We start from the raw sequence: 13,603 nt of genomic DNA on the forward strand, positions 1-13,603 counted from the left end.
ACTGGCGTAGCCGTACGTCCTGGTACGAAACACCGGAGTATACACATCGGCGTCAATGCCCGGTCGGGAAATTATTAAGAAATTGTCAAGAGAGCCATGATGAGTCCGAAACGCATTCTGATAATCGAAGATGACGCGGATGCCGCCAGCGTGCTGGAGGCTTACCTGAAGCGCGATAATTTTCAGGTGTTGCTGGCGCGTGATGGCGTCAGCGGGCTGGAAATGGCGCTGCGAGCCAAGCCGGCGCTGATTCTGTTGGACGTGATGCTGCCGGGCATGAACGGCACCGAAGTGCTGGCTGCTTTACGCCGTAAAAGCGATGTGCCGGTGATCATGGTGACCGCCATGGGTGACGACACCGATAAAATCGGCGCTTTACGCTACGGCGCCGATGATTATGTGACCAAACCCTACCATCCCGGCGAAGTGGTGGCGCGGGTACAGGCGGTATTGCGGCGCACGTGCGGCGCGATGACGCCCGGCAAGCCGCTGAGTTTTGGCCCGCTGGTGGTGGATCAGGATGCCATGCTGGCGGCGGTGACCGATGCGCAAGGGGACAGCCGGCCGCTGGATCTGACGCCGACGGAGTTCAGCTTGCTGACGACCATGCTGCGCGCCCAAACCCGCGCGTTTTCCCGGCAGGAACTGCTGGAAGCCTGCCTGCCGGACAGCGACGCGCTCGAACGCGTGGTGGATACTCACATCTATAACCTGCGTAAAAAACTTGAAGCGGTCGGTATCGGCGATGTGCTGCTGACGGTACGCGCGGTGGGCTACAGGTTTCGTCAACCATGAAAAATATGCCTCATCTCTCGCTGTGGCGCTGGCTGTGTATTCGCATTTTGTCGCTGGCGATTGGTACGGTAGTGCTGATCGCCACCTGCATGTGGCTGCGGTTCGTCATCTGGAATCTGTGGGTGCGCCATACCATGCCGGAAGCGGTGCGCCATGAGTTCGCCGCATTACAGATTAACCCCGAACTGAACCGCACCCGTTACTACCAGATACTGGATACCTGGTACGGCCCTCAATCTTTCGATCTGTCGATCGTTTCGGAAGATTGGGTGATCCTGGGAATATTGGTGCTGGTGGCGATCCCATTAATCGTCCTGTTGGGGTTGTGGGCGGCTCGGCCGTTGTCGGTACAGTTTAGCCAACTGGCGATGTCGGCCCGTGCAGTGGCCCGCGGGCAGTTCGCCACCCGAGCGCGTACCGTACCGGGCGCGCCGGCGGAGCTGACCTTGCTGACCCAAAACTTCAATGCCATGACCGATCAACTGGAACGTTACGAGCGTGAATTACATGCCTCGCATGTGGCGATGGCGCATGAGTTGCGATCGCCGTTGACGGCGGCGATGGGACGATTACAAGGGATGCTGGATGGCGTTTTCCCGGCGGATACCCGGCAGTTACAGATGGTGATGAACCAGATGCTCAACCTGAATCGGCTGATTGAGGATCTGCATTTGCTGTCGATGGCCAGCGCCGGTCAACTGGCTATCGACAAGACCCGAATGAACCCGGTGGAACTGCTGCGTGACCGTATCGCCTGGCTGAAGCCGAATGCGGAGGTGGTCGATTTCAGCATAACGCTGCACGCCGATGAAGAAGGGGATTGTCTGGCGGACCCGATCCGGCTCGGGCAGGTGTTTACCATCCTGATGGATAATGCCCTGCGTTATGCGCAAGAGGGCAAGACGCAGCGAATCGAGGTAGTACGGCGGCAGGATCACTGGCTGATTCGCTTTCGTGACTACGGCCCCGGCGTCAGCGCGGCATTCCTGCCGCATATTTTCGAGCGTTTTTCCCGGGCCGATACTTCACGGGCACGCCATTCCGGCGGCAGTGGGCTGGGGCTATCCATCGCGCAGGCGATTTGCGAAGCGCTTGGCGGCACGCTGACGGCGGAAAACCATCCGCAAGGCGGCATGTGTTTTACCCTCACTCTGCCGATGGCGTGACGTTGATACCGGACGTGAAATAAACGCGTTTTTTCAGCGTTCTTGACCGTTTCTTGATGAAGCGTGGAAACAATCTGGAAATGTGTGCGCTGTAATGATGATGACGGGTAACAGGAAATCATCATGACACAGGCAGCATCCATGCTTTGTATTTTTCATCATCTGAGTCGCCACAGCGGCGGCGTTATTGTGCGGGTCGGCGGGGTGTGGGCGTTATTGCTGCTGCTCGCCGGTACGCTATCCGGCTGTGATAATCCCACCGATGCGCCAGCCTCCTCGCCGGCGCGCCCGGTCCGCACGGTGACGGTACAGCCGTCGGCCGCCGGCGACGTGTTCTCCCAGACCGGCGAGATCCGCCCGGCGGAGGAGACCGCGCTGGCGTTTCGTCTGGATGGGCGGCTAGTGTCGCGCGCAGTCGATGTGGGTTCGGCGGTAAAGCAAGGCGAGGCGATCGCCGCACTGGATGCCCGCGACAGTGAAAACCAACTGCAAAGCGCAAAGGCGGATTTGGCGCGATCGATAGCCGCAGAACGGCTGGCGGAACAGAACCTCAACCGAATGAGGCAACTGGCACCCAATGGTGCTATTTCCCGCTCGCAACTGGATGAAGCGCAGTCTAACTGGGCATCGGCGGTATCGGTGCGTGAAAGTGCGCAAGCCGGTGTTAAAAGCGCGCAGGACCGTTTGGGATATACCCGCTTATCCGCTCCGGTCGCCGGGGTGATAACCGCAGTCAGCGCCAATCCCGGCCAGGTGGTGAACGCCGGTCAGGAAGTGGTGCGTCTGGCGACGTTTGCCGGCCGCGACGCCGTATTTAATGTTTCCGAACGTCTGATTACCCGCGGCCTGACGGACCCGGTGGTCACGATCTCTTTGTTGTCCAACCCGGCGATTAAAACCCAGGGGCGTGTGCGTGACGTCAGCCCGCTGGCTGATGCGGAAACCCGTACCTGGCGGGTGCGGGTTTCGCTCATCGACCCGCCGCCGGACATGGTGCTGGGGGCGACGGTCGAGGGCGAAATCACGCTGCCCGGCGGCAGTGTTATCGTGTTGCCGGCTTCGGCGTTGACCCGCGAGGGCGATAATCCGGCCGTGTTGGTGGTTGACTCGCAGACTCAGACGCTACGGCTGCAACCGATCACCCTACGTCATTACAGCGATACGCAGATCATTGTCGCCGATGGTCTGGCTGCTGGCGATAAGGTGGTCACCGCCGGCGTGAGTAAATTGCGGGTCGGCGAGCAGGTCGCGCTGACGGAGGCGCCATAATGTCATCCGGACCCAAACCAAAATGGAACCTTTCTGCCTGGGCGCTGGCCCATCAGCAACTGGTGGCTTTTTTCATGCTGGTGATTGTGGCGGCGGGGGTCATGAGCTATGAACGGCTGCCGCGCAACGAAGACCCGGCCTTTACCATCAAAACCGCGGTGGTATCCGCCGGTTGGCCGGGCGCGACGGTGCAGGATACCGTCAGTTTCGTCACCGATGTGCTGGAAAAGAAACTGCAGGAAACGCCTTACCTCGACTTTATTGAAAGTTACAGCCGCCCCGGCGAGGCGGTGATTTTCGTCAACCTGCGCGACAATACGCCGCCGTCCGAGGTTCAGGGCATCTGGTACAGCGTTCGTAAAAAGATGAAGGATATCGCCCCCAGCCTGCCGGACGGCGTGGGCGAGCCGACGGTCAACGATGAGTTTGACGATACTTTCGGCACCCTGTATGGCTTTACCGCCGACGGCTACTCGCCGCGTGAACTGCGCGACAAGGTGGACGACATTCGCACCGAGCTGCTCGCCACGCCGGATGTCGGCAAAATCGATGTGTTGGGTGCGCAGGAAGAGCAGATTGTCGTCGCGTTCTCGCCAAGACAACTGGCCGGCATGGGGCTGGACCTGCAACAGGTGACGGCGGCGTTGCAGGCACAGAATGCCGTCAGCCCGAGCGGTACTATTCGAACCGGGAATGACAAGGTGGCATTGCGGGTCAGCGGCGCGTTTGTGTCCGAAGAGAGCCTGCGTCAGGTAACGCTGCGTATCGGCGGCCGTTTTATCCCGCTGACGGATATCGCGACGGTTCACCGCCAGGCGGCGGAACCACCGGCGCCGGCGTTTCGCGTCAACGGGCAACCGGCCATCGGGCTGGCGGTTTCGATGGCGCCGACCGGTAACATGCTGGCCTTCGGTCAGGCACTGCGCGACAAGATGGCGACGATTAGCGCGTCGTTGCCGCACGGTATTGAAGTCACTAACGTGGCGGATCAGTCTGCGGTGGTGACCTCGTCGGTTAACGGTTTCGTCAGGGTGCTGCTGGAAGCGGTGGTGATCGTCCTGGCGGTGTCGTTCCTGTCGCTGGGAAGCCGCGCCGGGCTGGTGGTGGCGGCTTCGATCCCGATTGTGCTGGCGATGACCTTCACCGGAATGGAGATAGCCGGTATCGGTTTGCAGCGTATCTCTCTGGGGGCGTTGATCATCGCACTGGGCTTGCTGGTGGATGACGCGATGATCACCGTGGAAGCGATGGTATCCCGTCTGGAGCAGGGCGACGCGCGTGAACGTGCCGCCACCCGCGCTTACGAAACGACGGCGTTTCCGATGCTGACCGGCACGCTGGTGATGATAGCCGGTTTTATTCCGGTGGGGTTTGCCGCTTCCAGCGCCGGCGAATACTGTTACTCGCTGTTTATTGTGGTGATGATTTCGCTCATCAGCTCTTGGGTGGTGGCGATCCTATTCTCGCCGCTGATTGGCGTCTGGCTGCTGCCGAAGGCGATGACAGGCCATGATCATCACGCCGGCCGGCTGTCGCGCATCTATCACCGTTTGCTGTCGGCGGCGTTGCGCTACCGCGGCCGTACGCTGTTGCTGGCGGTAGCGCTGTTGGCACTGGCCGTGGTGGCGTCGGGGCGGTTGGAGGGGGAATTCTTCCCCGCGTCGGACCGGCCGGAACTGCTGGTCAGCCTGACGCTGCCGAATAATGCGTCGCAGGAGGCCACCGATCGAGAGGCGGTGCGGCTGGAACAGTCGCTGAAAGGCGATGCGGATCTGGACCATTTTTCCACCTATGTCGGCTCCGGCGCGGTACGTTTTTATCTGCCGATGGATGTGCTGTTGCAGAATGAAAATATCGCGCAACTGGTGGTGGTAGCGAAAGGGTTGAAAGAGCGCGATGCGTTGCGGGCCCGGCTGGAAAAGCGCCTGCAGCAGGATTTCAGCCACCTGGTGACGCGCGTGTCGCCGCTGGAATTAGGGCCGCCGGTGGGCTGGCCGCTCAAATATCGGGTCAGCGGGCCGGATATTGGCAAGGTGCGTGAGTATGCCGCCGGTTTGGCTACGTTGATGGGGAACACTCCCGGTGCACAGGAGATCAGCATGACGGCCGGCGAACCGGAGCGTGCCATTCGCGTTGACGTCAACCAAACGCAGGCGCGGGCGGTGGGGATCAGCTCGCAGGATGTCGCCAGTGCGTTAGCGACCATTTTTTCCGGCAACGTCATCACCAGCGTGCGCGACCGTAACCGCATGGTGAACGTAATCGTGCGTGCCCGTAACGAGGAACGGCGAGATCTGGATACCGTCGCCAGCCTGCAATTGCGTGCGGCGAACGGCCAACGGGTGCCGCTGGGGCAGATAGCCTCCGTCGGGTACGGCGTGGACGAGCCGATCATCTGGCGCCGTCAACGCCTGCCGTTTATCACGGTACAGACCGATCTGATGCCGGGGGTTCGCGCTCAAACTCTGTCGGCGACGCTGGCGCCGAAGGTGGCGGCGTATCAGGCGTCGTTACCGGCCGGGTATTCCATTGAAGAAGGCGGCGCGGTGGAGGAATCCAGTAAGGGTAACAGCTCGGTCTATCAGGTCTTGCCGGTAACGCTGCTGGTGATGCTGATTTTGCTGATGGTGCAGTTGCAGCGCGTCTCACGCATGATGCTGGCGTTGCTGATGGCGCCATTCGGATTGATTGGCGTGGTGGCGGCAATGTTGCCGACCGGGACGCCGATGGGCTTTGTCGCCTTGCTGGGGGTGATCGCGCTGGCCGGAATGATTATCCGCAATGCGGTTATCCTGATCAGTGAAGTGGATACCAACGCGGCGGCGGGAATGGCGACCAACGACGCCATCATGCAGGCGGCTCACCACCGCTCGCGTCCGATTCTGTTGACTGCGCTGGCGGCGATTTTAGGGATGATCCCGATCGCCGCCCAGGTCTTCTGGGGGCCGATGGCTTACGCCATTATCGGTGGATTGATCGTCGCTACATTGCTGACACTGACGGTGCTACCCGCCGCGATGAGCCTGGTGATGCAATGGGAAGGGGGTAAAAAGAGAGCGTAAGCAATAACCGTGGGGTGTCCCGGCATCACGACGATGCCGGGAGCGAACATCAGAAGGTAAAGCTCAGTTTGGCGGCGGCACCGTAGGTGTGTTTGCTTTCGGTGCCGACCATGCCGGTCAGGTCGAGGTGTATACCAAACGGCGACAGGCCGAAACCGGCCGTGACCTGATTCTTATCGCTGTCGCGCATATTGGCGCGGTAACCGACGCGCAACTGCGCCCAGGACAGTGCGCGGTATTCTGCGCCGACCCCGGCGTACTGATGTTTCGTCTCGCCGTTAAAGCCGCTGGCGGGCGTCAGGTCGATATCGGTGGCCAGCGTCAGCGTTTCCGTATTCCAGGCGGTGCCTGCCGTGACTTGCGGACGAACAGTGAAAGTGCGCTGGATGCCTTGTACCTCTTTGGTATCGATTCGGCGGCCAATCAGGTTCTGCGCCACCAGTCCGGCGCTCCAGCGCGATGTCAGGTCGGTACTGAAACCCAGATCCAGGTTGGCGCCGGAACTGGATTTCTTGAATTCCGAATTACGGAAATCAGATGCGCTGTAGTTATTGATTGACGCAATATAGTTATAGGTATCAATTCGTTGCAGTTTTGGCGTGATACCCACGGCAACTGACTGACCGGCGATATCGACCTGTTTCGCCATCGCGACGCCGTATTCGGTCACCAGCGCACCGACGCCTTCGGCCCGAGAAGTAAAGCTGTTCAGATCCGCCGAGGTGGGGATTGTCGTACCTGCCGCCACGCTATCCAGATAAGCCAGGTCGCGGTCGGTGACGACGGCTTTGGCGTTGGCGACGCCCCAGCCTTTCACCACAAACGCGAGGGGCAGCGTGTCGTTAGGAATTGCCACCACGGTGGCGGCGGCCGCGTCGCCGTAGGCGCTATCGCCGTTGATGTTTTGCAGTTCGCCCCGCAGCGACTGGAAGGAGGCGATGCCTTGCTGCAACGCCAGTCGACGTAACAGCGGATTGCTGATGCCGCTGCTGGTATTCAGGGTGTTTTTAACGCTATCCCAGCTGCTTTTGATGAGATCGAACTTGTCTTCCGCTTTGTCCGGGTCGGCAATGAAGACGCCCACGGAAGGCAAAATCAGGCTCACATGGTCGCCGGCTTGCGCTTTGGTCAGTAATGCCGGGTTGATCAGTGCGGCGGAACCGTAATGCGACGAAGCGACGCCGGTGCCGCCCATAGCGTCGTTCCTGGCATCTGACCAGGTGCCGGCGGCAAAGGTTATGACGGGAGAAAACAGACCGGCCACCGTCATGGCGCGGACGAGGTATTTTTTGTACATACGAGCATTCCTTTATTAAAGAAGGTATTGAGGAAAATATTTCCTTTTTTGCTGTGTGCTCGTAGTGTTCTTGTAGATATAAACGCGGTAATAAAAATAAATATACCCGTCATACTTCACGTTGCAGATGTGTTGTTCAACACGTAAGTCGGTTGTCCTGCAACGCGAATTATTTTGGGTATAAAAGAAAAAGCATTCCTGTGGTAACGGGAATGCGTGTCTCGCATCAAAATGAGACTGCTTTTTCGGCATGTCATTACGACAATAACGCGGCACAGCCTAGCATTTTCATTTCTGGCGGCGATAGCCTTTTGCCCGGCTTCAGCTGTGATGAAGCACGGTAATTTCTTAGGTAATTGAATTTATTGTGTTTATTGATTGATTGAATAACAGGCTTTAATTCGCGTTATTTGAAGGAATGAATTTCTTGAATTGCTGAAAGTCTTATGCGTCTTTTTTAAGACAGCCTCCCATTAGATAAAGAGAAATATTCCATTCTGCGGCAGTCTGACTTTCTCCGTGTTTTTCCACCTACACATTCGGCATGATTTAATCAATCGTTATTCCATCGGGTTCTTTTATGCCTATGCCCGATGTCCTCGAAAAGGGGGATGCATGAAAGCGATTGCTTATTTTTAGTGCGCTCCTTACCCTAAAACCGGTGGCGCCACAGAATCAATTGAGGGTGAGGTATGGGAACAATCGAAAAGTTTCAGCGCGGTGATTTGCTGGTGGCGGCGTGCCCGTCACGGGAAGTATTGCAACATATCACCAGCCGTTGGGGGATTTTGATCCTGGTGGTGCTGGAATCAAAAACGTTGCGTTTCAGTGAGCTGCGTCGTCTGATCAAGGGTATCAGCGAGCGTATGCTGGCCCAGACGCTGCAATGTCTGGAAGGCGATGGCCTGATTAATCGGGTCTCCTATGACGTGGTGCCGCCCCACGTCGAATACAGCCTGACGCCATTAGGAACAGAAGCGGCGGAAAAGGTGCAGGTGCTGGTGGACTGGATAGAAGAAAGTATGCCGCGCATCGCCGAGCACTGGAACGCCTCGGGAGCAAGCCGGTCACGGAAAACATCGGTCTGACGCCGGATATTTGACTCATTTATACCGAATACCCACTTTTGTGGGCAAATATCAGGCATAAACAGACAATCCTGTTCCTGATACTCCTTGTTCCACATGCTCTCTGGCGCGTCAGCCTGTGTTATCTCGTCAGTCCCCATTCATCAAACTGTTTATTCATCTCGTTAATCGAAGCGAGCCTGATTTTGGGGAGTGGGACCGTTTCAAACAGCTCGGCATAATATTTCCTGTTCTTGGGCGTGGCGACGATAATATGACGAAACATTTTCCCGTTCAGCCGGTCCGTGCCGCCTGCCAGCCCGCCATAGCGTTTGTATTGAAATAGCGTTCGGTTGATATAACGCAGCACGCTCGATAGCGTGGAGACATCCAGCAGAATAAGCCCCGTCGCCCGGGATAAACGTTGCGGCAGACATCGTTTGTAATTGCCGTCCATGACCCATTTTTCCCGCTTGATGGCTTCATCGTGTAATTGTAGAAATTCATGCAACGGGCGTTCCTGCCAGTTTGAATAGGGAATATGGAAAAGCTGATCCAGATGGATCACGTCCAGATTACATTTCCTTGCAATCGCATTAGCAAGAGTAGACTTGCCGCTGTTCGATGGCCCCATAATGCAAATTCTGTCGCCTAAATCTGAAAGTTTCATTACATGCTCCGGCGGCTATCGCATCTTGCCTGATTACGCTCAACACCATGGTGACAAGATCTGTCACTACGTTGCTCTAGACTGGATTTTCTTTATCACAACACAGGAAAACTATTATGACTAAAATGAGTAACGGAGCCTTGGATATCGCACGTAATTATGTGGCGGCAATGGCGAAAAAAGAGATCGACGCCATTGTCTCGATGTCGGCTGAGAATATCGTCTGTTCATCACCCATTGGACAGCTTGCGGGGATTGAGCGTTTCCAGGCTTTTCAGGAAGGCTTCGCCAAGATGATCGTAAACCTGACTCTTCTTGCCGCTTACGGTGATGACGAGCAGGCTATCGTGGTTTACGAGGTTGAAACGCATCCGGTGCCGCACTCTGTGGTGGCGGAACGGCTTACCGTCAGAGAGGGTAAGATAACCGCTACCACGGTGATTTACGATGCAACGCCATTTGCTGCGTATGCGGCATCGGTTCAACCTCACTGACCTTTGAGCGAGCGGCAGGCTAATGAAGCGTATTCAATACCATCACTACGGCGTGCCGGAAATAATCCGGCGCGAAGGCGTCAAAAGCGTACAACTGCGCGACGCAATTCCGCTTATCACCCTCCTTGACACGGGCTGTAAGCCTGGCGGCAAGGGTGTGGTTGCGATGGATTAAGCGTGTCGCGCAGCCACCGGTTATTCGAGCTGATACAGGCACTTCGCCGACACCGGGGAACGGTGTCCGGCGAAGTATTGGCGCGGGAAACCGGTGTGTCGTTGCGCACTATTCGCCGTGATATCGCTACGCTACAAGCTATGGGAGCCGATATCGACGGTGCCCCCGGCGTGGGTTATATCCTGCGCCCCGGTTTCCTTCTGCCGCCGCTGTCTTTCACGGAAGAAGAGTTACAGGCACTGGTGGCGGGGGCGCAATGGGTCAGCCGCCAGACTGACGACGCCTTGGCGTTGGCCGCGCAGAACGCGCTGGCTAAAATCGGCGGCGTGTTGAATCCCGAGATGAGACGCGCGCTGGATGATGATGCGCTCTATGTCGGCCGCCAAAAGGAGATGGCCTCGAGCCTTGACCTGGCGCTGGTGCGGCAGGCTATGCGAGGACAACGCAAGATGCGCATTACGTACACCGATCAGCATGGTAAGGCGTCGGAACGTGTCATTTGGCCGATCGTCTTAGGCTTTGTGGAATCCCACCGTTTTATCGCCGGCTGGTGTGAACTGCGTGGTGATTTCCGACTTTTTCGCGTTGACCGTATTACCCAGGCTGAATTCCTGAAAGATCGCTACTCGGGCAGCCGCCGACAACTCGTTAAGGCGTGGCGAGCGCAAAATAAGTAGAGTGTTGCGGGCTAATTCAGGGCTGATGCCGATGTCAAAGATATGCAGGTATGCGATGTTTCGTTTATAAAGCTCACTTGCCAGCGTTACGAAGGTTTCGTGTTACGCATCAAGCCCGCCGATCGTGACCTTATCGACCGTGCGGCGAAGGCCAGAGGGAAAAATCGCACTGATTTTGTGCTTGAAGCTGCTCGCGCCGCCGCAGAGGAAGCGTTGATCGATCAGCGTATCATTATGGCAGATCCCGATGCTTATCAGGAATTCCTTGCCCGCTTGGATCAAACTCCCTCGCCGAATGCCGCGCTACGTAAAACCATGCAAACACCTGCACCGTGGGAACAGAAAAAATGATCTCCGCTCCTGAGCCACTCAGCGCCGAACATGTACTATCTGCATTCTGTTGCGGTGTGGAGTCTATGGATAACTGGCTGAAACAACGGGCGATGAAAAATCAGGTCACTGGCGCATCAAGGACTTTCGTCAGTTGTGATGGTTCAAAAGTGCTGGCGTATTACTCATTGGCCTCCAGTGCCGTGATGACAAACGCTGCGTCTGGACGCTTTCGCCGCAATATGCCCGATCCGATCCCGGTGGTGGTGCTGGGTCGTCTGACGGTAGATAAATCATGGCATGGTCAGGGCGTTGGCCGAGCGCTGGTGCGCGATGCAGGGCTGCGGGTGATTCAGGTATCGCAAAGCAACGCTCCACGACATTGCGTTTTTTGTACAGACTCGTATTGAGGGGCAGACGTCCGTCCTGAGTGGCCTTCTCATTCGATTTAAAAGGAATAACCGCTTTTATTCCTTTCATTTTCAAATGAATGCTAAGGTTTTTACCTGAATAACCCTTATCCGCCAGCACCGCTTTCGGACGTGATTTCAGGTGCCCGCTTTTTCGGATAATCCCGACCCGGTTGAGCAACGTTTCCGCGTATCGGCTTTCGTGGGCCTGTCCACCGCTCAGGCAAAAACTCAGCGGTAATCCTGTGCCATCTGTCGCCAGATGGATTTTGGTGCCAAAGCCGCCGCGAGAGCGACCCAGCCCATGGTCCTCACATTCATCGGGATGTTTTTTTTCGCACCGGCCGCCGCTTTCAGGGCACGAACGTTACTGCCATCCAGCGCGATAACACCCCAGTCAATCAGTGCTTTTTCATCCAGAATCTGGAGTAATTTATTGAAAATACTGTACATTACTCCGGCTTTAGACCACCGATTGAAACGGTTGTAAATGGTTTTCCATTGACCATAACGCTCAGGTAAATCCCGTCAGGGGGCGCCAGAGCAAAGCACCCAAAATATGCCATTCATGACATGTCTGTGCGCAAAGTAAGGACGCCCGCCTCGGGAAGAGCCTCTTTCAGGTGGCAGCATGGGAGAAATCAGCGCCCAGGCTTCATCGGGAAAATCATAACGAGCCAAATTAAAGCACTTTTTGTGGTGAAATCATGTCCCTGATTGTACAAAAAACAGTTACGGGACACACTCTAGGGGGATTTCGGCGTCTGGCTCGTGAGTTATTCTGTTACGAAGATCTCTGCGAATAATTTCAATAGACCAAAACCAGATTAAATGACCGAAGATTTCAGATACGTTCTCATACCATGGAAGGTCAAATAATGGCGGCGTTAATCCCATGAGAGGGAAAGAAATCATATGAACAAAAAGTTGTGCTAATGCACCGGCCAGTAAGCCCTGCCAGAGTTTAATCTTAGGGAAGACTTCAGCAACAATACAGTAACCTATTGCAAAGATGAGCGAAAAGACGATGTGTGTTACACCCACCCAGTTAAATATATGTCCTGCAAAGGTATACACTGCCGCATTAGGATCGGCGAGGCCGAGCCAGTCACGAAGGAAAATATATGGAGGATTCAGGAAGTTACGGGAGCAGTCGATTTGTCCTGCTGCCCGGATGAGTGACTCAGGGCCACATGCAGAAGTAAACATATCAACCGGACTGCGGGGAGGCAGCGGTACTTCAGCCCCCCATTTAACAAATGCTGAAACGATACCAGCAATCAGTCCGATGAACGCAGCAAGACCATAACGTCTGCGGTTTGGCGGTGTCTGTTCAAATATATTCATATATTTCATCCATAAATTTTTTGAATTATACAACTCTGTCTTAGTATTCACAGAAAACATAGATTGTAAAGAAATGTACTGAATGGCGTACTCTCATTCTTATACTGAATATGATGTATGTCATTATATAGCGCATAACTTCGGCTGAATCGTTTCTTTAGATACGTGGAAAGCGGGGGTTTTGCTGATGCGAAGAATCATAAGGGAAAAACAGGAATATTACAGGTGGAGAGTATAGTGGGCTTACCCGGTTGACTGGAGGAAATTGATGACGCTGAGTTCTTTCCCCTTGCCTGAAGAGGAGTTTCCCCGGTCTCCCCCCGGGAGTAATGACTAATAACATATTGTTAAATAACATAAAAAATGAAATTCCCCATTTCCCCCGTTTTTCTACTTCATTATGAATATTTTGAGAAAGGGGAACCGTAGAGGACCGTAGAAAGACCGTAGCAGCGAGGTAAGGAACAGGCTCATCAGAGGCTATTGAGGTGTCTAAAAGTAACGAACATCTGCGAAAATGGCGAGAAATCCAGCAAAAAATAACGTGTTGCAACGACCAGAAACCGACCGTAGCCAGAAAAGGAAAAGCCCCGCTTTGCAGCGAGGCCTTATGAATAGTGGTGCCGGACTCGGAATCGTATCCACGATTAACATGCTGTTTATCATTGGTTTTATTGGTATTTATCGTAAACAGTGCCCCCACGAAAGCCCCCATAAAAAATCGCTTTGTTTTTGTGATTTTTGTCATGAAACACAGTTGTTTTCTCGGTTAACGCTGCTTAATGCTGTATCTGGTCTGTATCATTCGTACAATCTTTTATATTCAATAAATCAGTACCATGTG

Annotated in this window: 13 protein-coding genes and 2 pseudogenes; 10 read left to right on the top strand and 5 right to left on the bottom strand. The window is 55.3% G+C overall.

The window, feature by feature from the left end; genetic code table 11:
• Positions 1–99: 99 nt before the first annotated feature.
• The 4 genes from FDP13_RS01905 (at position 100) to FDP13_RS01920 (ending at position 6,292) form a co-directional block, all read left to right on the top strand.
• Positions 100–795 carry a response regulator gene (locus FDP13_RS01905; RefSeq protein WP_143838608.1) on the top strand — a complete coding sequence of 232 codons (696 nt, stop codon included), beginning with the start codon at positions 100–102 and terminating at the stop codon, positions 793–795.
• Entirely contained in the window at positions 792–1,961 is a 1,170-nt protein-coding gene (locus FDP13_RS01910) for a cell wall metabolism sensor histidine kinase WalK (protein WP_143838408.1), read from the top strand. The genes FDP13_RS01905 and FDP13_RS01910 overlap by 4 nt, the downstream gene beginning before the upstream one ends.
• A gap of 123 nt (positions 1,962–2,084) precedes the next feature.
• Complete coding sequence (locus FDP13_RS01915) at positions 2,085–3,230, top strand: efflux RND transporter periplasmic adaptor subunit (protein WP_143838410.1); 1,146 nt, start codon at positions 2,085–2,087, stop codon at positions 3,228–3,230.
• Positions 3,230–6,292, top strand: a complete 3,063-nt coding sequence (locus tag FDP13_RS01920; protein ID WP_012770892.1) for an efflux RND transporter permease subunit — start codon at positions 3,230–3,232, stop codon at positions 6,290–6,292. Before FDP13_RS01915 ends, FDP13_RS01920 begins: the two co-directional genes overlap by 1 nt.
• Before the next feature lie 49 nt (positions 6,293–6,341).
• On the opposite strand, the gene FDP13_RS01925 is transcribed toward FDP13_RS01920, so the two are convergent.
• The gene (locus FDP13_RS01925; protein WP_143838412.1) at positions 6,342–7,589 is read right to left on the bottom strand and encodes a conjugal transfer protein TraF; all 1,248 of its coding nucleotides are present in this window, start codon (positions 7,587–7,589) and stop codon (positions 6,342–6,344) included.
• A 692-nt stretch (positions 7,590–8,281) separates the two neighbouring features.
• On the opposite strand from FDP13_RS01925, the gene FDP13_RS01930 reads away from it, so the two are divergent.
• Positions 8,282–8,677, top strand: a complete 396-nt coding sequence (locus FDP13_RS01930) for a helix-turn-helix domain-containing protein (protein WP_012770890.1) — start codon at positions 8,282–8,284, stop codon at positions 8,675–8,677.
• A 121-nt stretch (positions 8,678–8,798) separates the two neighbouring features.
• Here the strand turns inward: FDP13_RS01930 and FDP13_RS01935 are convergent, their stop codons facing one another.
• A complete protein-coding gene (locus FDP13_RS01935) occupies positions 8,799–9,326 on the bottom strand; it encodes an ATPase AAA (RefSeq protein WP_012770889.1) in 528 nt (175 codons plus the stop codon).
• Between the two features lie 116 nt (positions 9,327–9,442).
• Between FDP13_RS01935 and FDP13_RS01940 the strand changes: the two genes are divergently transcribed.
• The 5 genes and pseudogenes from FDP13_RS01940 to FDP13_RS01955 all read left to right on the top strand — a co-directional run.
• On the top strand, positions 9,443–9,820 hold the full coding sequence (locus FDP13_RS01940) for a nuclear transport factor 2 family protein (RefSeq protein WP_027712935.1): 378 nt from the start codon (positions 9,443–9,445) through the stop codon (positions 9,818–9,820).
• A gap of 22 nt (positions 9,821–9,842) precedes the next feature.
• Positions 9,843–9,995, top strand: coding sequence for a hypothetical protein (locus FDP13_RS21595; RefSeq protein ID WP_153248400.1), 153 nt, complete (start codon positions 9,843–9,845; stop codon positions 9,993–9,995).
• Positions 9,996–9,997: 2 nt separating this feature from the next.
• Positions 9,998–10,672, top strand: coding sequence for a YafY family protein (locus FDP13_RS01945; protein ID WP_027712934.1), 675 nt, complete (start codon positions 9,998–10,000; stop codon positions 10,670–10,672).
• A 99-nt stretch (positions 10,673–10,771) separates the two neighbouring features.
• The gene (locus FDP13_RS01950; RefSeq protein WP_234424363.1) at positions 10,772–11,023 is read left to right on the top strand and encodes a DUF1778 domain-containing protein; all 252 of its coding nucleotides are present in this window, start codon (positions 10,772–10,774) and stop codon (positions 11,021–11,023) included.
• Positions 11,020–11,370, top strand: a pseudogene (locus FDP13_RS01955) (GNAT family N-acetyltransferase); the annotation flags it as partial. The gene FDP13_RS01950 and the pseudogene FDP13_RS01955, both read left to right, overlap by 4 nt.
• Here FDP13_RS01955 and FDP13_RS01960 read toward each other — a convergent pair.
• The 3 genes and pseudogenes from FDP13_RS01960 to FDP13_RS01970 form a co-directional block, all read right to left on the bottom strand.
• A pseudogene (locus FDP13_RS01960) lies at positions 11,366–12,093 on the bottom strand (IS5 family transposase); the annotation flags it as partial. The pseudogenes FDP13_RS01955 and FDP13_RS01960 overlap by 5 nt on opposite strands.
• A gap of 51 nt (positions 12,094–12,144) precedes the next feature.
• Positions 12,145–12,759: a YagU family protein gene (locus FDP13_RS01965; protein WP_012770884.1), complete on the bottom strand. Its 615-nt coding sequence runs from the start codon at positions 12,757–12,759 to the stop codon at positions 12,145–12,147.
• Positions 12,760–12,916: 157 nt separating this feature from the next.
• Positions 12,917–13,507, bottom strand: a complete 591-nt coding sequence (locus FDP13_RS01970) for a hypothetical protein (protein WP_143838416.1) — start codon at positions 13,505–13,507, stop codon at positions 12,917–12,919.
• Positions 13,508–13,603 lie beyond the last annotated feature (96 nt).

Origin of the sequence: Dickeya sp. ws52 (genome assembly GCF_007210685.1) — a bacterium.
Classification (GTDB): domain Bacteria; phylum Pseudomonadota; class Gammaproteobacteria; order Enterobacterales; family Enterobacteriaceae; genus Dickeya; species Dickeya chrysanthemi.